This window comes from Amycolatopsis sp. NPDC039088, from assembly GCF_055598845.1.
This window is the reverse complement of record NZ_JBVKAE010000047.1, coordinates 1-19,709: the sequence shown is the minus strand read 5'-3', so window position 1 is coordinate 19,709 and position 19,709 is coordinate 1. Positions and strand designations below refer to the sequence as shown.

23 protein-coding genes are annotated in these 19,709 nt (G+C 68.5%); 15 read left to right on the top strand and 8 right to left on the bottom strand.

Annotated elements, in window-relative coordinates:
* The first annotated feature begins 10 nt into the window (after positions 1-10).
* The 5 genes from ACZ7KI_RS38345 to hisG all read left to right on the top strand — a co-directional run bounded on the left by ACZ7KI_RS38345 (position 11) and on the right by hisG (position 3,932).
* Positions 11-691 (top strand): HAD family hydrolase, encoded by a 681-nt coding sequence (locus ACZ7KI_RS38345; protein WP_470277910.1) that lies wholly within the window; start codon positions 11-13, stop codon positions 689-691.
* Positions 692-746: 55 nt separating this feature from the next.
* Positions 747-2,210 (top strand): AlkA N-terminal domain-containing protein, encoded by a 1,464-nt coding sequence (locus ACZ7KI_RS38340; RefSeq protein ID WP_470277909.1) that lies wholly within the window; start codon positions 747-749, stop codon positions 2,208-2,210.
* A gap of 16 nt (positions 2,211-2,226) precedes the next feature.
* The gene (locus ACZ7KI_RS38335) at positions 2,227-2,718 is read left to right on the top strand and encodes a methylated-DNA--[protein]-cysteine S-methyltransferase (protein ID WP_470277908.1); all 492 of its coding nucleotides are present in this window, start codon (positions 2,227-2,229) and stop codon (positions 2,716-2,718) included.
* A gap of 71 nt (positions 2,719-2,789) precedes the next feature.
* Positions 2,790-3,053 (top strand): phosphoribosyl-ATP diphosphatase, encoded by a 264-nt coding sequence (locus ACZ7KI_RS38330; protein ID WP_076161940.1) that lies wholly within the window; start codon positions 2,790-2,792, stop codon positions 3,051-3,053.
* 33 nt (positions 3,054-3,086) lie between these two features.
* On the top strand, positions 3,087-3,932 hold the full coding sequence (gene hisG, locus ACZ7KI_RS38325; protein WP_470277907.1) for an ATP phosphoribosyltransferase: 846 nt from the start codon (positions 3,087-3,089) through the stop codon (positions 3,930-3,932).
* 72 nt (positions 3,933-4,004) lie between these two features.
* Here the strand turns inward: hisG and ACZ7KI_RS38320 are convergent, their stop codons facing one another.
* The 3 genes from ACZ7KI_RS38320 to ACZ7KI_RS38310 all read right to left on the bottom strand — a co-directional run bounded on the left by ACZ7KI_RS38320 (position 4,005) and on the right by ACZ7KI_RS38310 (position 6,697).
* Positions 4,005-4,940: a ParA family protein gene (locus ACZ7KI_RS38320; RefSeq protein ID WP_061986579.1), complete on the bottom strand. Its 936-nt coding sequence runs from the start codon at positions 4,938-4,940 to the stop codon at positions 4,005-4,007.
* 67 nt (positions 4,941-5,007) lie between these two features.
* Positions 5,008-5,793, bottom strand: a complete 786-nt coding sequence (locus ACZ7KI_RS38315) for a thioesterase family protein (protein WP_470277906.1) — start codon at positions 5,791-5,793, stop codon at positions 5,008-5,010.
* 10 nt (positions 5,794-5,803) lie between these two features.
* Positions 5,804-6,697: a RecB family exonuclease gene (locus ACZ7KI_RS38310; RefSeq protein ID WP_470226946.1), complete on the bottom strand. Its 894-nt coding sequence runs from the start codon at positions 6,695-6,697 to the stop codon at positions 5,804-5,806.
* 128 nt (positions 6,698-6,825) lie between these two features.
* Here ACZ7KI_RS38310 and ACZ7KI_RS38305 point away from each other — a divergent pair, with 128 nt between their 5' ends.
* Together ACZ7KI_RS38305 and ACZ7KI_RS38300 are read left to right on the top strand one after the other, a co-directional pair.
* The gene (locus ACZ7KI_RS38305) at positions 6,826-7,977 is read left to right on the top strand and encodes a site-2 protease family protein (RefSeq protein WP_470277905.1); all 1,152 of its coding nucleotides are present in this window, start codon (positions 6,826-6,828) and stop codon (positions 7,975-7,977) included.
* 61 nt (positions 7,978-8,038) lie between these two features.
* On the top strand, positions 8,039-8,863 hold the full coding sequence (locus ACZ7KI_RS38300; RefSeq protein WP_470277904.1) for a tRNA (adenine-N1)-methyltransferase: 825 nt from the start codon (positions 8,039-8,041) through the stop codon (positions 8,861-8,863).
* A 9-nt stretch (positions 8,864-8,872) separates the two neighbouring features.
* On the opposite strand, the gene ACZ7KI_RS38295 is transcribed toward ACZ7KI_RS38300, so the two are convergent.
* Positions 8,873-9,322 carry a hypothetical protein gene (locus tag ACZ7KI_RS38295; protein ID WP_470277903.1) on the bottom strand — a complete coding sequence of 150 codons (450 nt, stop codon included), beginning with the start codon at positions 9,320-9,322 and terminating at the stop codon, positions 8,873-8,875.
* Between the two features lie 10 nt (positions 9,323-9,332).
* A complete protein-coding gene (locus tag ACZ7KI_RS38290; protein ID WP_470277902.1) occupies positions 9,333-10,163 on the bottom strand; it encodes a nuclear transport factor 2 family protein in 831 nt (276 codons plus the stop codon).
* Positions 10,164-10,526: 363 nt separating this feature from the next.
* Between ACZ7KI_RS38290 and arc the strand changes: the two genes are divergently transcribed.
* Positions 10,527-12,329 carry a proteasome ATPase gene (arc, locus tag ACZ7KI_RS38285; RefSeq protein WP_465501846.1) on the top strand — a complete coding sequence of 601 codons (1,803 nt, stop codon included), beginning with the start codon at positions 10,527-10,529 and terminating at the stop codon, positions 12,327-12,329.
* Positions 12,330-12,388: 59 nt separating this feature from the next.
* On the opposite strand, the gene ACZ7KI_RS38280 is transcribed toward arc, so the two are convergent.
* On the bottom strand, positions 12,389-13,300 hold the full coding sequence (locus tag ACZ7KI_RS38280; RefSeq protein WP_470277901.1) for a DMT family transporter: 912 nt from the start codon (positions 13,298-13,300) through the stop codon (positions 12,389-12,391).
* A gap of 141 nt (positions 13,301-13,441) precedes the next feature.
* On the opposite strand from ACZ7KI_RS38280, the gene ACZ7KI_RS38275 reads away from it, so the two are divergent.
* From ACZ7KI_RS38275 to ACZ7KI_RS38265, 3 genes are read left to right on the top strand one after another with little or no spacing between them, the layout of a single operon-like run.
* Positions 13,442-13,786: a hypothetical protein gene (locus ACZ7KI_RS38275; RefSeq protein ID WP_470277900.1), complete on the top strand. Its 345-nt coding sequence runs from the start codon at positions 13,442-13,444 to the stop codon at positions 13,784-13,786.
* Complete coding sequence (locus tag ACZ7KI_RS38270; RefSeq protein WP_470277899.1) at positions 13,783-14,736, top strand: aldo/keto reductase; 954 nt, start codon at positions 13,783-13,785, stop codon at positions 14,734-14,736. The genes ACZ7KI_RS38275 and ACZ7KI_RS38270 overlap by 4 nt, the downstream gene beginning before the upstream one ends.
* A gap of 55 nt (positions 14,737-14,791) precedes the next feature.
* Positions 14,792-15,394, top strand: a complete 603-nt coding sequence (locus ACZ7KI_RS38265; RefSeq protein ID WP_470277898.1) for a hypothetical protein — start codon at positions 14,792-14,794, stop codon at positions 15,392-15,394.
* Here ACZ7KI_RS38265 and ACZ7KI_RS38260 read toward each other — a convergent pair.
* Positions 15,391-15,909, bottom strand: a complete 519-nt coding sequence (locus ACZ7KI_RS38260) for an NUDIX domain-containing protein (protein ID WP_470277897.1) — start codon at positions 15,907-15,909, stop codon at positions 15,391-15,393. The genes ACZ7KI_RS38265 and ACZ7KI_RS38260 overlap by 4 nt on opposite strands.
* A gap of 43 nt (positions 15,910-15,952) precedes the next feature.
* Between ACZ7KI_RS38260 and dop the strand changes: the two genes are divergently transcribed.
* The 4 genes from dop (at position 15,953) to prcA (ending at position 19,484) form a co-directional block, all read left to right on the top strand.
* Positions 15,953-17,455, top strand: a complete 1,503-nt coding sequence (dop, locus tag ACZ7KI_RS38255) for a depupylase/deamidase Dop (protein ID WP_470277896.1) — start codon at positions 15,953-15,955, stop codon at positions 17,453-17,455.
* Positions 17,456-17,552: 97 nt separating this feature from the next.
* Entirely contained in the window at positions 17,553-17,747 is a 195-nt protein-coding gene (locus tag ACZ7KI_RS38250; RefSeq protein WP_037319666.1) for a ubiquitin-like protein Pup, read from the top strand.
* Positions 17,748-17,820: 73 nt separating this feature from the next.
* Positions 17,821-18,657: a proteasome subunit beta gene (gene prcB, locus ACZ7KI_RS38245; RefSeq protein ID WP_465501853.1), complete on the top strand. Its 837-nt coding sequence runs from the start codon at positions 17,821-17,823 to the stop codon at positions 18,655-18,657.
* Positions 18,658-18,722: 65 nt separating this feature from the next.
* Entirely contained in the window at positions 18,723-19,484 is a 762-nt protein-coding gene (gene prcA, locus ACZ7KI_RS38240; protein ID WP_470277895.1) for a proteasome subunit alpha, read from the top strand.
* 34 nt (positions 19,485-19,518) lie between these two features.
* Here the strand turns inward: prcA and ACZ7KI_RS38235 are convergent.
* On the bottom strand, positions 19,519-19,709 hold a 191-nt coding region (locus ACZ7KI_RS38235; RefSeq protein ID WP_470277894.1), incomplete at its 5' end, for a hypothetical protein.

Sequence of the window (19,709 nt, the reverse complement as noted above, 5' to 3'; positions counted from 1 at the left end):
AGGGGGAGCCGTGACCGAACCGTCCACACCGGACGGACTCGCCGCCGTGCTGTGGGATATGGACGGCACGCTGGTCGACTCGGAGAAGCTGTGGGACGTCGCGCTCTACGAGGCTGTCGAATCCCTCGGCGGCACCTTGACCGAGGAGCAACGGCTGAGCCTCGTCGGGTCCAATATGGACGACACGGCCGCGTTCCTGCTCGAAGTGTGCGCCAAACCCGTCACCCCCGAGTCGATCGTGGAGATGGGGCAGTGGATCCGCGAGCGCACGGCCAACCTCTTCGACGGGCCCCTGCCGTGGCGGCCCGGCGCGCAGGAACTCCTTGAGCTGCTGCGCGCGCACGGGGTGCCGATGGCGCTGGTCACCTCCACCGAACGATCGCTGACCGAACTCGCCCTCAACACCATCGGACGCGAGTACTTCGCGGCCACCGTCTGCGGTGACGAGGTCGATGGTCTGAACAAGCCGCACGCCAGGCCGTACCAGCTGGCGACGGAGCTGCTGGGAGTCCAGGCTTCCCGGTGCGTCGCCATCGAGGATTCCCCGCCGGGCGCGGCTTCCGCGGCCGCGGCGGGCTGCACGGTGGTGGTGATCCCGAACGACGTCGACGTCGAGCCGGGGGAGCGGCGTGTGTTCCGTTCCTCGCTCGTCGGCCTCGACGTGCCCGGATTGACCGCCCTCCTGCCCTGACCTCCATGTCGCATTTTCGCTAGACCCCGGCCTCGCGGTCGGTGATGCTGGCTGGGTGCATGAGGACTTCGAGCGTTGCGTCCGTGCGGTTCAGGCGAAGGACGGCCGTTTCGATGGCTGGTTCTTCACCGCCGTCCTGACGACGCGGATCTACTGCCGGGCGAGCTGTCCGGTCGTTCCGCCCAAACCGGAGAACATGACGTTCTACCCGAGTGCGGCGGCCGCGCAGGAAGCCGGTTTCCGCGCCTGCAAACGGTGCCGCCCGGACGCCAGCCCCGGCTCGCCTCAATGGAACGAACGCGCGGATCTGGTGGCCAGGGCGATGCGGCTGATCGCGGACGGCGTCGTCGACACCGACGGCGTGAGTGGTTTGGCCGCCCGCCTGGGCTACAGCGTCCGGCAGGTCGAGCGGCACGTGCGCGCCGAACTCGGCGCGGGCCCGCTCAGCCTCGCCAGGGCGCAGCGCGCGCAGACGGCGCGGCTGCTGATCGAGACGACGAGCCTGCCGATGATCGACGTCGCGCTCGCCGCCGGTTTCGGCAGTGTCCGGACGTTCAACGACACCGTCCGCGAGGTCTTCGCGCTGTCCCCGACGGAGTTGCGGGCGCGCGTGCGCACCACGCCGGGGGCCGCGGCCGGGACGCTGAGCCTGCGCCTGCCGTATCGGAAGCCGTTGTTCCCGGACAATCTCTTCGGGCATCTCGTCGCGACCGGCGTCCCCGGCGTCGAGGAGTGGCGTGACGGCGCCTATCGCCGGACGCTGCGGCTCCCGCATGGTGCGGGCGTCGTCGCGCTCAAACCCGAAGACGGCCACATCGGCTGCCGCCTCACGCTGTCGGATCTGCGCGACCTTTCGACCGCGATCAGCCGCTGCCGCCGCCTGCTCGACCTCGACGCCGATCCGGTCGCCGTCGACGACCTCTTGGGCGCGGACCCGCTGCTCGCGCCGCTCGTGGCCGCCGCGCCGGGAAGGCGGGTGCCCCGGACCGTCGACGGTGACGAGTTCGCCGTCCGCGCCGTGCTGGGGCAGCAGGTGTCGACCGCCGCCGCGCGGACGCACGCCGCCCGGCTGGTCCTCGCGCACGGCGAACCGATCGACGACGCGGACGGCGGCCTCACCCACGTCTTCCCGGACGCCACCGCGCTCGCGGAGATCGACCCGGAAAGCCTCGCCATGCCTCAGAGCCGCAAGCGGACGCTGCTCGGCCTCGTCGCCGAACTGACCGACGGCGACCTCGACCTCGGGACGGGTAGCGACTGGCAGCGCGCCCGGGAACGCCTGCACGCGTTGCCCGGCTTCGGTCCGTGGACCGTCGAGAGCATCGCGATGCGCTCCCTCGGCGACCCGGACGCCTTCTTGCCGACCGACCTCGGCGTCAAGGTCGCGGCGAAGGAGTACGGCCTGACCCCGGCCGCGCTCGTCGCGCACGGGGAGCGCTGGCGGCCTTGGCGCGCCTACGCCGTCCAACACCTCTGGGCGACCGGGGATCACCCGATCAACCGGCTGCCCGCCGCCTGAGTTCGCGAGGAGCGTCATGCGCACGCATACCGTCATCGACAGTCCTTACAGCCCATTGACCCTGGTCGCGGACGGGGAAGGTCTCTGCGGCCTGTACATGGTCCAGCAGCGGCACCGTCCGGCCGAGGAGACCTTCGGTCATCCTGATCCGAGCTTGCCGATCTTCGTGGAGACCGAGAAACAGCTGAAGGAGTACTTCGCCGGCCAACGGAGGGACTTCGACCTTCCGCTGAGCTTCGGCGGCACCGAATTCCAGCGGATGGTCTGGCTAGGCCTGCTCGGGATCCCATATGGCGAGACGGTCACCTACGGCGAACTCGCCGACCGGCTCGGGCGGCCGACGGCATCGCGGGCGGTCGGTCTCGCGAACGGGAAGAACCCGCTCGGGATCATCGTGCCATGCCATCGGGTGATCGGCTCGAACGGCGATCTCACCGGCTATGGCGGTGGTATCGAACGGAAGCGGCAGCTGCTGGACTTCGAGCGGGGTGGTTCGACACTGTTCTGAGGTGTGACGCCGGTGTCACCACACCGGCCCGGGGCAGCGCGGTCGCGATGCGGATGGAAGGATCTCGACCCGTGAAGACCTTCGATGAGCTGTTCGCCGAGCTTGCCGACCGCGCGGTCACGCGCCCCGACGGTTCCGGCACGGTCGCCGCGCTGGACGCTGGAGTGCATGCCCAGGGCAAGAAGGTGCTCGAAGAAGCGGGCGAGGTGTGGATCGCCGCCGAGCACGAATCCGACGACAGGCTCGCGGAGGAGATTTCACAGCTGCTGTACCGGGTGCAGGTGCTCATGCTCGGCCGTGGGCTGTCGACAGAGGACGTGTACCGGTACCTGTGACGCGTTCGCGTCCCGGAGAACCAAGGAGAAGCAATGCTGCGTGTCGCCGTGCCGAACAAGGGAGCCCTCGCCGCCGCCGCGTCGGAGATGCTCGGAGAGGCCGGCTACCGCAAGCGACATGAGGCCCGCGACCTGACCGTGCTGGACACGGTCAACGAGGTGGAGTTCTTCTTCTTGCGCCCCAAGGACATCGCGATCTACGTCGGATCCGGTGAACTGGACCTCGGCATCACCGGCCGCGACCTCGCGCTCGACTCCGGCGCCCCGGTCGAGGAGATCCTCGGCCTCGGCTTCGGCGGCTCCACCTTCCGGTACGCCGCGCCCGCGGGCAAGGACTGGAAAGCCGAAGACCTGCAGGGCAAACGCCTCGCGACGTCGTACCCGCGGCTGGTCCGGGAGAACCTGAAGCAGCACGGGGTGGAGGCGGAGGTCATCCGCCTCGACGGCGCCGTCGAGATCTCGATCCAGCTCGGCGTCGCCGACGCCATCGCCGACGTCGTCGAGTCCGGTCGTTCGCTGCGCCAGCACAACCTCGTGGCGTTCGGTGACCCGATCTGCGTGTCGGAGGCGGTGCTGCTGCAGCGCGCGGGCACCGACCACACCCGGCCCAAGGACCAGCTGAAGGCGCGGTTGCAGGGCGTCGTGTTCGCCCAGCACTACATGATGCTGGACTACGACTGCCCGCGTTCGCTGCTGGACGCGGCCATCGCGATCACGCCGGGCCTCGAGTCGCCGACCGTCGCGCCGCTCGCGCACGACGACTGGGTGGCCGTGCGGGCGATGGTCCCGCGCAAGGAGGTCAACCGGATCATGGACGAACTGGCCGAGACCGGCGCGAAGGCCGTCCTGGCTTCGGACATCCGGGCCTGCCGCCTCTGACCCTGGTCACAGACGCCATGAAAGGTCCTTTCCTTGCGAAATTTGCGAGGAAAGGACCTTTCATGGCGTTGGCTACCGAGGCCTGTTCGGCTTCTTGGGCATCAGGTCGTAGAGCTTCTTCCGCGCGCCGTTGTCGTTGGCGCTGCGGGCCACCGAGACCTCGGTGATGAAGTCTTCGAAGACGAACTCTTCGTCCGCGGGCACGATCGCCGCCGCCGGGTGGTTCCGGAGATACCCGTCCAGCGTTTCCGCGATCTCCCGGAACGACAGCGCCTGCAGCGTTTCCGGCGCGTAGGTCGTCACGGGCACACCGTGCGCCGCGGCCTCGTTCATCACCACGCCCAGCGGGACGTGGGAAAGCATCGGGATCCCGAACGTGTACAGCTCCTGGAGCGCCGCCGCCGCGTAATGCGAGATCGGACGGCGGTACAGCCCGGGAACGAGGCCGTAGTAGGCGATCGGCGGACGGCCGACGGTCTGTTCGACGTAACGCACCTGGTCCGAGAGCAGGCGCAGCGCGCGAATGCTCGTGCGGTCCGGCTGCACCGGTACCAGGATGCCGTGTGACGCGGCGAGCGCGTTGTTGGTCAGGACGTCGAGGGCGGGCGGGCAGTCGATGATGATGTGGTCGTAGTTCGCGAACTGGATCACCCTGGCCAGCTGCCAGCCCGGCACGCGGAACTGGTCGAGCCGCCTGATCAGGTCGAACATGCCCGGCGACGTCGGGATGACGTCGAACGCGCCACCGCGCCCGATGTTGCTGCGCGGATGCCGCACGGCCAGTTCCTCGATCGGGCCCTTCCACACCTTGGTCAGGGCTTTCGCCAGGCTGGGCGCGTCCGGGGCCACCTCGTCCAAGCCGAGGAGTTCGGTGGTCGCGTGCCCTTGTGGGTCGAGGTCGATCAGCAGCACCCGGCGACCGCGTTCGGCCAGTGCGGCCGACGCGCCCACGCTGAGTGAGGTCTTGCCGACCCCGCCTTTCTGGTTGACCACCGAGGTGATCTGCATGCCGAAGCGCTCCCTGCGTCTGTTGTTCCGGGAAGGCTATTGGAAACACGCCGAGAAAGCGCGTCTATCAGCCCGCCTGTCGCGGCCGCACCAGCAACGCCTGTGCTCCGGAGGCGAGTGGTCCGGACGTGTCGTGCAGCGTGGTCGTCGCCGTGCCGATGCCGTTCGGGCCGACCAGGGTGGCCGCGTCGACGCCGATCCAGTCACCCAGTGGTGGACGACGGAGGTGCACGGTCAGCTCCGAGTTGATGAACCACCATTCGCGGGGGTCGAGGAAATTCGAAATCCCGTTGCCGGAGTCCGCCAGTACGAACAGCCGCTGCAGCGCGCTCGGCTTCTCCCCGTCCACGAGGGCGACACGCTGACGTCCCCAGACCGTCGCGGGACCGGGATCGTCGAGTGCGCCGCGGACACGCCGCCACTCGACGGCGTCCAGATAACCGCCGTGCCAGCCTTCGGGCCAGTTCGACGCCGGGAGATCGTCCGGCGACGGCAGGGCCGGGCCTTCGGGGGTGGCCACCGGCGTGGTGTCCGAGGTCGCGATGCGCCACGCGGAGGCCCGCGCGACGGCCCGGTCACCGTGGACGAGTTCGGCCTCCAGCCACTCCACCGACCGGCCCGGCCGCTTCACCGACGCCCGCACCGAAAGCTCCTTCAACGGAGCCGGGCCGAGGATCTCGATCGTCACCCGCGCGAGCTGACTCGCGTGCGGTGCCTCGATCTCCTCCAGCGCGCGGACCAGCAACGCCGAGGGCGGCCCGAAGTGCTGCGCGTCGGGGGCCCACGGACCCGCGGTGTGCTCGGTCGGGACGAACTTTCCGTCACCTGAGGGGACGTAGAAGGCTTCTGTCACGCCGGACACCCTAATCCGCACGGTCCAATACGGACTCTTCGCCGGGATCCGGTTCCGGCCAGCCGGGGTAGGGCGGGGGAGTGCCGCCGTACTGCGGGCAGACCGCCTGGTGATCGCACCACGCGCAGAGTTTGCTCGGATTGGGCCGGAAATCGCCGGTCTTGCCCGCTTTGAGGATCGCCTGCCAGATCGCTTCGAGCGTGCGCTCGAACCGGATCAGCTCGGCCTCGTCGGGGGTGTAGGCCAGTGACTGCCCGTCGGTGAGGTACATCAGTTTCAGCTGGCGCGGCACGACACCGCGCAGCCGCCACAGGACCACGGCGTAGAACTTCATCTGGAACATCGCCTTGGCCTCGCCGATCTCGCGGGGCGCGGCGCCGGTCTTGTAGTCGACGACGCGGATCTCGCCGGTCGGCGCGACGTCCAGCCTGTCGACGTATCCGCGCAGCAGCACCCCGGAACCGAGTTCGATCTCGACGTGCAGCTCACACGCCTCCGGCTCCAGCCGCCGCGGGTCTTCGAGCCCGAAGTAGGTATCAACGAGCTGCTCGGCCGAAGCCAGCCACGAGGTGACGGCCTCGGGATCGTCTTGATCGAACAGCTCGATCCACTCCGGACGTTCCGCGGACAGCTCCTGCCACGCCGGCGCGAGCAACTCCTTGGCCTGTGGGGGAGTGCGGTCCGCCTGCGGAAGGGAGAACAGGCGCTCCAGCACGGAATGCACCAGTGTGCCGCGCAGCTGGGCCTTCGTCGGGATCTCGGGCAGTCTGTCCACCGCGCGGAAGCGGTAGAGCAGCGGGCACTGCTTGAAGTCGCTGGCACGCGACGGGGACAGGGCCGGCCGACGGCGCGGGACTTCGGCGCCGGGCGGCGGATCGGCGGTGACCGTGTCGGTGTCGGGCATGAGGGGAGGGTAGCGCCGGGCACCGACAGTTCCGTGGCCGCGACGCACCGGAGCGGGCATGACCGACACCACCCGGACGGGAAGGGCGGGTTACCGGCACCCCACACCTGGGCATCTACGCTCTGCACATGGCGGTGACGGGTGAGCAGGGCCCGCCTCGACGAGGTGTGGCGCCGGACGGTGGATTACTGCTGTTCCGCGTCTCCGGGATCCCCGTGCTGCTGGCACCCTCGTGGTGGATCGGCTCCCTGATCATCGTCGTCCTCTACACGCCGTTGGTCGGACGGCTCCTGCCCGGCGCGACGACGCTGACCTCGTGGCTGCTGGCGGCCGCGTTCGCGGTCCTGCTCGGACTGTCGGTGCTGGCACACGAACTCGGGCACTGCCTGGTGGCGCTGCGTCTCGGCATCCCGGTCCGGCGCCTGCGGCTGTTCCTCCTCGGTGGTCTCTCCGAGGTCGCCAGGACGCCTCGCCAGCCCCGGCACGAAGGGCTCGTCGCCGCCGCGGGACCGGTGGTTTCGTTGCTGCTCGGCGGTTTTTGCGGGCTGCTCATGTTCGCCGTCCCGCCGGAAAGCGCCGCATGGCTGCTCATCGCCGAATGCGCCGTCGCGAACTTCGCCGTCGGGATCTTCAACCTCCTTCCCGGATTGCCGCTCGACGGTGGACGGCTGGTTCGCGCCGGGGTCTGGGCCGCCACCGGGCGTCGCGACAAGGGCACCCGCGCCGCCGTCGTCGGTGGCGGTCTCGTCGCGGCCGGACTGGTCATCTGGGCGTTGTGGGGACTGGCGGCCGGCAGCGAGGACCGCTGGCTCCGGCTCGGCGTCTGCGTCGTGACAGCGTGGTTCGTGATCCTCGGCGCGCGAAGCGAACTCGCCGCCGAAGCGCGTCGAGGCTGGCCCGAAGGCGTACGGCTGAGCGAACTCATCCGGCCCGTTCTCCAGCTTCCCGCGGAAAGCCCCGTCTCGGACGCGCTGGCCGCATCGGCGGGCCGCGGTGTGGTCCTGGTGCGTGCCGACGGCGTCGCGGCGGGGTTGCTCGACGAGACGGCCGCCGCGCAATTGGCCGAGACCTCACCGCACGCGCCCGCGGAGATGGCCGCGGAGCCGATCCGCGCCGATACCGTGCTGCTCTCCTCGGAGTCGGGGGAGGAGATCGCCGAGCGGGTCCGGGAAACCGCCGCGTGGCAGTTCCTCGTCGTGGACGACGAAGGCAGGCCCGCCGGGGTGCTCCGCCGCGAGGACCTGCGCGCCGCGATGACCCGGAGCCGACCCCCGGCGTAGCGCGATCCGGCCACCTGCGAGGATCGATCGTCGATCAAGTGTTTGCGGCTATGGAGGTTCAGTGTCGGTCCGTGGGCCGTTTCGTGTTGGTGACCGGGTTCAGCTGACCGACTCCAAGGGGCGGCACTACACCATGGTCCTCGCCGAGGGACAGCAGTATCACACCCATCGTGGCGCGCTGGCGCACGACGACGTGATCGGGGCGCAGGAGGGTTCGGTCGTCACTTCGGCCGGCGGCAGCCACTATCTGGCGCTGCGTCCGCTGCTGCCGGACTACGTGCTGTCGATGCCGCGCGGCGCGCAGGTGATCTATCCGAAGGACGCCGCGCAGATCGTGATGTGGGGCGACATCTACCCGGGCGCGCGGGTGCTCGAGGCCGGTGCCGGTTCCGGCGCGCTGACCTGTTCGCTGCTGCGGGCGGTCGGTTCGGAGGGCACCGTGCAGTCCTACGAGATCCGGGACGACCACGCCGAGCACGCCGAACGGAACGTGGAGAAGTTCTTCGGGAGCAAACCGGACAACTGGTCGCTGACGGTCGCGGATCTTTCGACGCACACCGGCGAGGTCGACCGGGTGGTGCTCGACATGCTCGCGCCCTGGGACCAGCTGGAGACGGTCGCCGCGCATCTGGTGCCCGGCGGCGTGCTGACGGTTTATGTGGCGACGGTCACACAGCTGTCGCGGATCACGGAAGCCTTGCGGGACCAGCAGTGCTGGACCGAGCCGGAGTCGTGGGAGACGCTCATGCGGCCGTGGCACGTCGTGAGCCTCGCGGTGCGGCCGGATCATCGGATGGTCGCGCACACCGCGTTCCTGCTGACGGCGCGCCGTCTGGCCGACGGAACCGTCTCGCCGCGGGTCCACCGCCGCTCCGGCAAGGGCTGACGCGGGAGATCACGGCACGCACCATTTGCCGTCCCGTTTTTTGAGCGGGAACGGAGTGTCCTTCTGGCCGCCCGCGCCTTCGACATGGACGGTGACGGTGGCCGAGTCGCCGCCGACCGACGGTGGATCCGGGACGGTGGCGCTCACTGCGCCCGCGGCTTCCCACTTCCGTTTCAGCTCGGCCAGCTCGGCCGACGACTGCTGGACGCAGGTGAGTTTGCCGAACGCCGTCGCGTCGTGGTTCGCGATGGCCGCGGCGATCGCCTTGCCGACGACGTCGACCGCGGCCACGTCCGGATCCACCGGGACCGGACGGGACGAGCTCGGCCACGGCGGAGTCCGCGCCGTGCTCGACGCGGCCGGGTCGGAGCCGGACGGGGCCACCAGCAGCAGCCCCACCACGACACCCACCACGACCGCGCCGCATCCGGCGAGGACGGCGATCAGCCTGCTGGACACCGGCTTCGGGTCAGCGCTTCGCGCCGAGGAAGCACCAGAGGTCGGATTCCTTCTTGAAGTTGAGAGTCCCCGTTTCGGTCTTGCCGTTCGTGGTGGCCGTGATCGGGAGCTTCGCCGAGTCCCCGGTGGTCGCCAGGTCTCCGGCCTTCGAGATCTTGAGATCCTTCGCGATGGAGATGTCGTCCTTCGTGTTCACGCTGCGGCAGGCCGACTGGGCGACGGTCTTGCCATCGCCCGAGTTGTAGGCGTTGAACACCGCGTCCGCGACCTCTTCCGGTGTCCCCTTGCCCAGCGGGGCCGGGCCGGTGCCCTTGGGGGACGACGTCGTGCTCGGCGAGCTGGACTTGGTCCGGGTCGGCGAGCTGGCGGTCTTGGACGGAGACGAGGTGGGCGCCGCGCTGCTGGAGCTGGCCGGCGGTGCGGCGGTCTTGTCGTCGTCACCCGAGTTCAGTGCGATGACCAGCGCGGTTACCCCGCCGCCGACCAGGACGACCGCGCCGATCGCGATGCCGACGATCAGCCCGGTCTTCTTTTTCTTCGGCGGCTCACCGTAGCCGCCTTCCTGCGGGTAGGCGTTGTAACCGCCTTGTTGCTGACCGTACGGATCCGGCTGGCCGAACTGCTGCGTGGCGCCGGGATATCCCTGCTGGGGCTGGGGCCCGCTCTGCGGGTATCCGCCCTGCTGGCCGTACTGGTCCTGCCCGTACTGACCGGGCTGCTGGCCGTACTGGCCGCCCCCGGGGTAGCCCTGCTGCGGCTGGGGGCCGCTCTGCGGGTACCCGCCCTGTTGGCCGTACGGGTCTTGCCCGTAGCCGCCGGGCTGCTGCGGCGGGTAAGTCATGGCTGTTGCCCCCTAGCTGTTCTGCGAAAATGCTCAACACGACAGGCCGGTCCGCCGACCCGGCGAACGTCGGCCCGATGCTAGCCATCGACCCGGATCGCCGCTCGATTAGGGCCGAACTGATACCGGAAACCCGTTTGCACCCGTACGGAGCCGGGTATTCCGGCGCAGGTCAGGGCAGGTGGACGGATTGTGACCATGGGAGTGTCGGACCCGGCACCGGGATGGCCCCTTGCGCGGCGGGAACGTACGTGCAGTCGGGTCGCCCAGAACGCGACGCGCCGATCTTGTGATGCGGAAAGGCCTTTTATTGTCGGTGATCGCCGGTACCGTGGAATGAAAAGCACTCCGAGGAGGTGCCCAATGCATCATGACCTTCCCGGAGGTCGGCGCGAGGAGGCCGACCCTTCAGAAACGACCGGAGCTGGAACAACGTCCGACGAGCAGGCACGCCAGATTCGCTTCCTCGAGGAGGAAGTGGCCTTGCTGCGCCGGAAGCTCACCGATTCGCCACGTCAGAACCGAGTGCTGGAGCAGCGACTCGCCGAAGCGTCGGAACGCGTGAGCCAACTCACCGAACGCAACACGAAGCTGGTCGAGACGCTCCGAGAGGCGCGTGGCCAGTTACTGGCGTTGCGAGAGGAGGTCGACAGGCTGGCCCAGCCTCCGAGCGGTTACGGCGTGTTCGTGACCGCGTACGAGGACAACACGGTGGACGTCTTCACCGCGGGCCGCAAGATGCGGGTTTCGGTCTCACCCGCGGTCGAGGTCTCAACACTGCAGCGCGGACAGGCGTTGCGGCTCAACGAGGCACTCACCGTCGTCGAAGGCGGCGACTTCGAGAAGATCGGCGAGGTCTGCGCGCTGCGCGAGGTGCTGGCCCCGGACGTCGAGGGCGGCAGCCCCCGTGCGCTCGTGGTCGGGCACGCGGACGAGGAGCGGGTCGTCCTGCTCTCCGATCCGCTGGCCGAACAGCACCTCAAGCCGGGCGATTCCCTGCTGGTGGACTCGAAGGCCGGTTACGCCTACGAGCGCGTGCCGAAGGCGGAGGTCGAGGATCTCGTGCTGGAGGAGGTGCCCGACGTCCGTTACGAGGACATCGGTGGCCTCACCCGGCAGATCGAGCAGATCCGCGACGCCGTCGAGCTTCCGTTCCTGCACGCGGATCTCTACCAGGAGTACCAGCTGCGCCCGCCGAAGGGCGTGCTGCTCTACGGGCCTCCTGGCTGCGGTAAGACCCTCATCGCCAAGGCGGTGGCCAACTCGCTCGCCAAGAAGGTCGCGGAAGCCCGCGGCGACAAGGCGGACGGGAAGTCCTACTTCCTGAACATCAAGGGTCCGGAGCTGTTGAACAAGTTCGTCGGGGAGACCGAGCGGCATATCCGCCTGATCTTCCAGCGGGCTCGGGAAAAGGCCTCCGAAGGCACCCCGGTGATCGTGTTCTTCGACGAGATGGACTCGATCTTCCGCACCCGCGGTTCGGGCGTGTCCTCCGATGTGGAGACCACGATCGTCCCGCAGCTGCTCTCGGAGATCGACGGTGTCGAGGGCCTGGAGAACGTCATCGTCATCGGCGCCTCCAACCGTGAGGACATGATCGACCCGGCGATCCTGCGGCCGGGCCGGCTCGACGTCAAGATCAAGATCGAGCGTCCGGACGCCGAAGGCGCGAAGGACATCTTCTCCAAGTACCTGTCCGACGGTCTGCCGATCCACGCGGACGACCTCGCCGAATTCGGCGGCGACCGCCGGGCGACGTTCGACGCGATGATCCAGCACACGGTCGAGCGGATGTACGAGGAGACGGACGAGAACCGGTTCCTCGAGGTCACCTACGCCAACGGTGACAAGGAGGTCCTGTACTTCCGTGACTTCAACTCGGGCGCGATGATCCAGAACATCGTGGACCGGGCGAAGAAGTCGGCCATCAAGTCGGTGCTGGAAACCCAGCAGCCCGGCTTGCGCGTGCAGCATCTGCTGGACGCGATCGTGGACGAGTTCGCGGAGAACGAGGACCTGCCGAATACGACCAACCCCGATGACTGGGCCCGGATCTCCGGTAAGAAGGGCGAGCGGATCGTCTACATCCGCACGCTCGTCACCGGCAAGAACCAGGATTCCGGGCGGGCGATCGACACCGCCACGAACACCGGTCAGTACCTGTAATACGAAACCGAAGGGCCCTTCACCGCACGCCATGCGGTGAAGGGCCCTTCGGTGTGTTCTTACGCGGGTACGGGTTCCTGGGCTTTTTTGCGCAGGCTCAGCCGCCCGTGTGCGGCCAAGATCCCGAACACGACGAGCAACGCGCCGACGGGCTGGTTCCACGCCAAGGGTTCGTCGAGGACCAGGACACCGAGCAGTACGCCGACAACAGGTGTGAGGTAGGTCACCGCCGACGCGTTCGACGCGCCCCACGCCGCGATGATCGAGGCGTTCCAGGCGTAGGCGAGCCCCGTGCCCAGCGCGCCGAGCGCGATCATGCTGAGAACGATCGGCGTGTCGAGGCGCACCGGCGACGTCGCGATGAACGGCGCCAACGCCAGCATCACCACGGCACCGCAGCTGACCTGTCCGAGCGCGATGGTCGGCGCGTCGAGGTTCCGCCAGGAGATGAACCGCCGGACGTAGACGAACGAGATCCCGTAGCAGGTCGTCGCGCCGAGGCAGGCCAGCTGTGCCGTCAGCTCATGGGAGACGTCGATCCCTTGCCAGACGCCGACGATCGTGAGCACACCGAGAAAACCGAGGATCAGGCCGGTCGTGCGGGCCTTCGTGAACCGCTCGGACGGCAGGGCCGCCGCGGCGATGAGCATGGTGATCAGCGGGGTGGTCGCGTTGAAGATGCTGGCCAGCCCGGAAGAGATGTACTGCTCGGCCCAGGAGAACAACAGGAACGGGATGACGCACAGCAGCACGGAGACGACCGCGAGGTGACCCCAGAGCACCGGATCACGGGGAAGTGGCTTTCGCCGCCAGGCGGCGATGACGATCAGCGCCACCGCGCCGAGACAGACGCGGGAGAGCGCCACTTGGGCGGGCGACAGGCCGGTGAGACCGACCTTGATGAACAGAAAACTCGCACCCCACACGATCGCGAGTGCCGCGAACCGGATCGCGATACCGAAACGTCCCAATTGTCCTTCTCCTGAGTCCTGATCCCCGGCTCAGTGAATCGGGAATCCACTGTGTACTCCAGCGGTTTTCGGACGATGTGTCCGATCGCTCCGCGTGGCGGTCCTCTTCGAGGTGCGTATAACGACCTATACTCGTCGGCTGTGAGCGAAACCTCCGGGCGCCCGCGCGCGCCGATCACCGAAGCCGATGTCCTGGCGTGGCTGGAAACGACGGCGGCCGCCGTGGGGGCGGGCGAGGTGAGCGCCCCCGAACTCATCGAACTGCTGGGGGAGTTGCGGCGCGCCTCCGCGGCCTGCGCCGACGCGTCCGACTGGGCGCTGCTCGCCGCCAGGGAAGAGGGCGCCAGCCTCCGCCAGATCGCGCCGGTCTTCGGCAAGGGTTACGTTCGAGCCCCGGCCGCCCGTCTCGAAAAGCTCCATCGGCAGGCGCAGAACTCGAGCCAGTGGCTCGCGATCCTCCGCCACAAGAACGAAGGAACCCGGTGACAGACTCGGAAATCCCCGTCGGCGAACGGATCGCCGTCGGACTGGCCGCGCTCGGCAGGCCCGCGTACATCAATCTCGGCCGGACGGACGCGCTGCCGCCCGGACGCGAGTTCGAAGCGATGCGAGCGGCGACCTACGACGTGCTTGACGAGGCGTACCATGCCGGCGTCCGCTGGATCGATGTCGCCCGTTCGTATGGTTCCTCGGAGGAGTTCCTCGCCGGCTGGCTCGCCGATCGCGCCCACGCGGACGTCACCGTGTCGAGTAAATGGGGCTACCGCTACGTGGGGGAGTGGAAACTCGACGCGGAAGTGCACGAGGTCAAGGAGCACACCGCGGCCCGGTTCGTCGGACAGTGGGCGGAAACCGTTGGCCTGCTCGGGAAAGCGGTGTCGCTCTACCAAGTCCACTCGCTCACCGTGGACAGTCCGCTGTTCACCGACGAGCGGTTGATCGGCGCGCTGGCCGAATTAGCCGCCGACGGTGTCCCGGTGGGATTCTCCACGTCCGGCCCGGCACAGGCCGACGCCGTCCGCCGCGCGTTCGAAGTGGAGGTGTCCGGCACGCCGGTCTTCAGCGCCGTGCAGTCCACGTGGAACCTGCTCGAACCCTCGGTCGGCCCCGCGCTGGCGGAAGCACACGCGGCCGGAAAACGGGTCCTGGTCAAGGAAACCGTCGCCAACGGACGTCTCGTGGTCGAGCCGCCTTCGGTGCTCGCCCGGATCGCGCGGGAGCACGAGACCGGTCCGGACGCGGTGGCGATCGCGGCGGTGCTGGCGCAGGAGTGGCGGCCGGTGGCGGTCATCGGCCCGTCGAGCACGGCCCAGCTCGCGGAGAATCTCCTTGCCGTCAAGGCGAAGCTGACCGCGGACGAGCTCGCGGAGCTGGGCGGACTCGCCGAAGAACCCACCGCCTACTGGCGGCGCAGGTCCTGCCTCGGCTGGCACTGACGGACTGGTCTAGTCTCGCGGCAAATCACTGGCGGGACACCGGGGAGGCTTGAGGGTGCGTCATCGGCAGGTGCTCGCGGTGGCGACGGTCGCGCTGTTCGGTTTGTCGGGATGCGCCGACCGTCCCAACGATCTCGACACCTATTACGACGACCCGGCGCCGACGCCGACGGTCGAACCCACGCAGCCTTCGGTCAAGCCGCAGGCCGCGCCGGTGCCGCCGTCGACCTCGGCCCCGGTGCCCGCGGCGGTTTCCGCCGCGCTGCTGACCGACGAGGACGTCGCCGAGGAAGAGGTCGTCCCGAGCGAGAGCAAGGTGTCCGGCTGTCTGACCGGCCTCACCCGCGGCACGAGCCGCTCGACGGCGTGGTCGTATCCGAGCGGCTCGACGCTGGAGCATCAGGTCACCGAGTACACCGACCGCGACGCTTCGGAGGTCGTCACCCGGGCGGACTGCGAGGGCAAGAAACTCACCTTGACGAGGCAGCCGGGCGTCGAAGCACAGCGCGCCTGGTGTGAGGGCACGACGTGCACGGTGCTGCTCGCCAAGGGGAAGCTCGTTTCCGCGCTCAGCGTGACCGCCGGGACCGAGGCGCGGGCGACCGACGCGGCGCGGCGGTTGCTGCCGATCGTCGCGCAGCGCCTCCGTTCGGCCTAGCGGGCGGCTTCCCGCCGGAACCACTCCAGCGCACCGAGCCGTCCGTCCGGCACGAACCGGCTCTCCGGATCCTCGAGCCACGAACGCAACTCGTCCAGCGTCAGCCATCGTCCTTCGACGACTTCGGACGGCTGATGCACGAAGGGGCCGTCCCAGCGCGCCTCGAAAGCGAAGTTGTGGCAGCGGATCGTGCCGTCGTCGGTGATGTGGACGAAAAGCGGCTGTAGTTCCACTCCGTGAACACCGAGTTCTTCAGCCAGTTCACGGCGTGCGCAGTCCTCCGGGGTCTCGCCCGCCGCGACGATGCCTCCCGCCCAGCAGTCCCAAGTGGAGGGATAGACGTCCTTCGTGGGCGTGCGCAAGTGCACGTAGACGGAGTTTCCGTCACTCGAACGGACCAAGACCACGCCGGCGGCGTGCCACAGGTTCTCGGCACGCACCCGGGAGCGGACGGCCGCCCCCACGGCGGTTCCGCCGAGGTCATAGAGCGCAACGAGTTCGTCACTGCCTGACATGGGGGGCATCGTCGCACGGCTCCGACCCCGTAGGGTGGTGGGTATGCGGCGGATCATGGGAACCGAAGTCGAGTACGGCATCGCGGTGCCGGGCGACGCGACGGCGAACCCGGTACTCACCTCGACACAGGTCGTGCTGGCCTACGCGGCCGCGGCCGACATCCCGCGAGCCAGGCGGGCGCGATGGGACTACGAGGTCGAATCGCCCTTGCGTGACGCCCGCGGGTTCGACCTGACCGGGCCGAGCGGCCCCGGTCACGACCCGGACGTCGAGGACCTGGGCGCGGCCAACGTGATCCTGACCAACGGCGCGCGGCTGTACGTCGATCACGCTCACCCGGAGTACTCGGCACCCGAGGTGACGAACGCGCGCGACGCGGTCATCTGGGACAAGGCGGGCGAACGGGTCATGGAGGAGGCGGCGCGCAAGGCCGCCACCGTCCCCGGGCAGCCACAGTTGCAGCTGTACAAGAACAACGTCGACGGCAAGGGCGCGAGCTACGGCACGCACGAGAACTACCTGATGCAGCGGTCGACGCCGTTCACCGCGGTAATCGCCGGGCTGACGCCGTTCTTCGCGTCCCGTCAGGTGATGACCGGTTCGGGCCGGGTCGGTATCGGTCAGCAGAGCGAGGAAGCCGGTTTCCAGCTCTCGCAGCGCTCCGACTACATCGAGGTCGAGGTCGGCCTGGAGACCACGCTCAAACGCGGGATCATCAACACCCGCGACGAGCCGCACGCCGACGCGGACAAGTACCGCAGGCTGCACGTCATCATCGGGGACGCGAACCTGGCCGAGTACTCGACCTATCTCAAGGTCGGGACGACGGCACTGGTGCTGGACCTGATCGAGTCGGGCATCCGGTTCGACGACCTCAAACTGGACGAGCCGGTGCGGGCGGTGCACCAGATCAGCCACGACCCGACGCTGAAGGCGAAGGTGTCGCTGGCCAACGGGCGGAAGTACACCGGACTGGACCTGCAGTTCGCCTATCACGAGATCGCGTCGGCGAATCTGGAGCGCACCGGCGCGGACGAGGCATCCAAGGAGGTCCTGCGGGTCTGGGGCGAGATCCTGGACGCGCTGGCGCGGGACCCCCAGGAATGCGCGGACAGGCTGGACTGGCCCGCCAAGCTGCGGTTGCTCGAGGGCTACCGCGCGCGGGACCAGCTGGGCTGGGGCGCGCCGCGATTGCGGCTGGTCGACCTGCAGTACTCGGATGTCCGGCTGGACAAGGGCCTGTACAACAGGCTCGTCACCAGGGGTTCGATGAAGCGCCTGGTGACCGAGGAGGAGGTGCTGGAGGCGATCACGACGCCGCCTTCGGACACCAGGGCCTATTTCCGGGGCCGCACGCTGGAGAAGTACGCCAACTCCATCGCCGCGGCGTCGTGGGATTCGGTCATCTTCGACGTCGGCAGGGAGTCGCTGGTGCGGATCCCGACGTTGGAGCCGCTGCGGGGCACGAAGGCCCACGTGGGGAAGTTGCTGGACGACTCCGCGACCGCCGAGGAGCTGGTGGAGGCACTCACCGGTTCGGACTAGCGGGTTTTCCTTTCCTCAGTGTTAAGCGATCACAGGTCCCACGGAATGTCGGGGCCGCTGGGTAGGCTAGGAAACATCGGCCAGACCGGGAGGCGAGATGGCTCAGGAAAAGATCGAAAAGCACGGCGGCGGCGACTCGGACGAAGAGTTCGAGGACGGCGGTCCGGCGGGCCAGGAGCGACGCGAGAAGCTCGGTGAGGACGTCGACACGATCCTCGACGAGATCGACGACGTGCTCGAGGAGAACGCCGAGGACTTCGTCCGCGCGTACGTGCAAAAGGGCGGCGAGTAGCTCGTCTTCCGGCGGCCCGCGCGGCCGCCGGTGCGGAGCCGGCGGATCACACAGATTGGAACTTTGAGCACGTATGGAACACACCTCGGGTAAGTCGGCGCTGCCCGCCGCGTACTTCTCGTCTGCGACCTCGTCGTTCTCGGATTTCCTTCGGGCGCAGGCGCCCGAGCTGCTCCCCGAGCGGCGGGTCGCGGCCGGGGCGGCCGGTCTCGACGCGCCGCACGGTACGACGATCGTCGCGGTCAAGTTCGCGGGCGGGGTGCTGATCGCCGGTGACCGGCGGGCGACGTCGGGCAACCTGATCGCTTCGCGCGACATGGAGAAGGTGCACGTCACCGACGAGTATTCGGCGGTGGGGATCGCGGGTTCGGCCGGGCTGGCGATCGAGATGGTGCGGCTGTACGCGGTCGAACTGGCGCACTACGAGAAGATCGAAGGTGTGTCGCTCTCGCTCGACGGTAAGACGAACAAGCTCGCCGGGCTGGTGAAGTCCAACCTGGAGATGGCGATGGCGGGCCTGGCCGTGCTGCCGTTGTTCGTCGGCTACGACCTCGAGGCGGAGGACGCCAAGCACGCGGGCAGGATCGTGTCGTACGACCCCACGGGCGGGCGTTACGAGGAGCGCGCCGGGTATCACGCCATCGGTTCGGGTTCGCTGTTCGCGAAGGGCGCGCTGAAGAAGCTGTACGACCCGGACGCGGACGCCGAAGGCGCGATCCGCGTGGCGGTCGAGGCGCTGTACGACGCGGCGGACGACGACAGCGCGACCGGTGGGCCGGATCTGGTGCGCCGGATCTTCCCGACGGTCGTCACGGTCACCGCGGAACAGGGTGCCGTCGCCGTGCCGGTGGAGCAGACGACAGCGGTGGCCGAGGCCGTCGTGGCCGCGCGGGCCGAGCGCGGACGCTAGGTAGGTTTCGAGGCCTTCCTCCCTGTTCCCTTTCCGATGAGAGCCAGAAAGAGCGGAGCACCACAGTGACGATGCCGTTGTACGCCTCTCCCGAGCAGCTGATGCGGGAGCGTTCCGAGATCGCGCGCAAGGGCATCGCGCGCGGCCGGAGCGTGGTCGTGCTCAAGTACCGCGGTGGCGTGCTGTTCGTGGCCGAGAACCCCTCGGCGACGTTGCACAAGGTGTCGGAGATCTACGACCGGATCGGTTTCGCGGCCGTGGGCCGCTACAGCGAGTTCGAGAACCTGCGGGTCGCCGGTATCCGGCACGCGGACCTGAAGGGCTACCAGTACGACCGTCGGGACGTCAGCGCGCGTGCGCTGGCGAACGCGTACGCCGCGACGCTGGGCAGCATCTTCACCGAGCAGCTGAAGCCGTTCGAGGTGGAGGTCTGTGTCGCCGAGGTCGGCGCGACCGCGGCCGAAGACCAGCTGTACCGGTTGACCTACGACGGTTCGATCTACGACGAGCCGAAGTTCGTCGTGATGGGTGGTCAGGCCGACACACTCACCACGAAGCTCAAGGACAGCTTCGAGCCGGACATGGAGCTGGCCGACGCGCTCGGGGTCGCGGTGAAGGCGTTGCGCGCCAACACCCCGGCGCCCACGAACGGTGACTCGGACCCGGTGAAGCTCGAGGTCGCCGTCCTGGAGCGGGAGCGGCGCAACCGCAAGTTCCGGAGGATCGCCGGGGCGGCGCTGGACGCGCTGCTGCCTCCCGAGCCGGAGGAGCCGGAGAAGGACAAGGCCGAGGGCGACAAGCCCGAAGGCGAGTCCAAGAAGGACTGAGCCAGTAAATCCGTGAAGGCCTCCTTCCCTACTTTCAAGGCAGGGTCCCGGCAAAGTCGAAATCTTGCTGGTCGGGGACCTCTTCGTCATGGCGCAGGCCGACGTCTATGAAGGAATTGGGACGTTGAGTGATGCCGTTGGTTTTCTCCTGGTTGGTGGTGTTTACGCTGGTCAGGGTCTTGTGGTGGTTGTGGATCTGTGGGGTGTAGCTGCTGATGTCGTTGA

Bases quoted from the DNA above. Each gene is read 5' to 3' on its own strand.
- hisG (WP_470277907.1), top strand. From the start codon at position 3,087: ATGCTGCGTGTCGCCGTGCCGAACAAGGGAGCCCTCGCCGCCGCCGCG.
- ACZ7KI_RS38260 (WP_470277897.1), bottom strand. From the start codon at position 15,909: ATGTCAGGCAGTGACGAACTCGTTGCGCTCTATGACCTCGGCGGAACC.
- ACZ7KI_RS38290 (WP_470277902.1), bottom strand. From the start codon at position 10,163: ATGACTTACCCGCCGCAGCAGCCCGGCGGCTACGGGCAAGACCCGTAC.
- ACZ7KI_RS38305 (WP_470277905.1), top strand. From the start codon at position 6,826: ATGGCGGTGACGGGTGAGCAGGGCCCGCCTCGACGAGGTGTGGCGCCG.
- arc (WP_465501846.1), top strand. From the start codon at position 10,527: ATGCATCATGACCTTCCCGGAGGTCGGCGCGAGGAGGCCGACCCTTCA.
- prcB (WP_465501853.1), top strand. From the start codon at position 17,821: ATGGAACACACCTCGGGTAAGTCGGCGCTGCCCGCCGCGTACTTCTCG.
- dop (WP_470277896.1), top strand. From the start codon at position 15,953: ATGCGGCGGATCATGGGAACCGAAGTCGAGTACGGCATCGCGGTGCCG.
- ACZ7KI_RS38320 (WP_061986579.1), bottom strand. From the start codon at position 4,940: ATGCAGATCACCTCGGTGGTCAACCAGAAAGGCGGGGTCGGCAAGACC.
- ACZ7KI_RS38250 (WP_037319666.1), top strand. From the start codon at position 17,553: ATGGCTCAGGAAAAGATCGAAAAGCACGGCGGCGGCGACTCGGACGAA.
- ACZ7KI_RS38310 (WP_470226946.1), bottom strand. From the start codon at position 6,697: ATGCCCGACACCGACACGGTCACCGCCGATCCGCCGCCCGGCGCCGAA.
- ACZ7KI_RS38335 (WP_470277908.1), top strand. From the start codon at position 2,227: ATGCGCACGCATACCGTCATCGACAGTCCTTACAGCCCATTGACCCTG.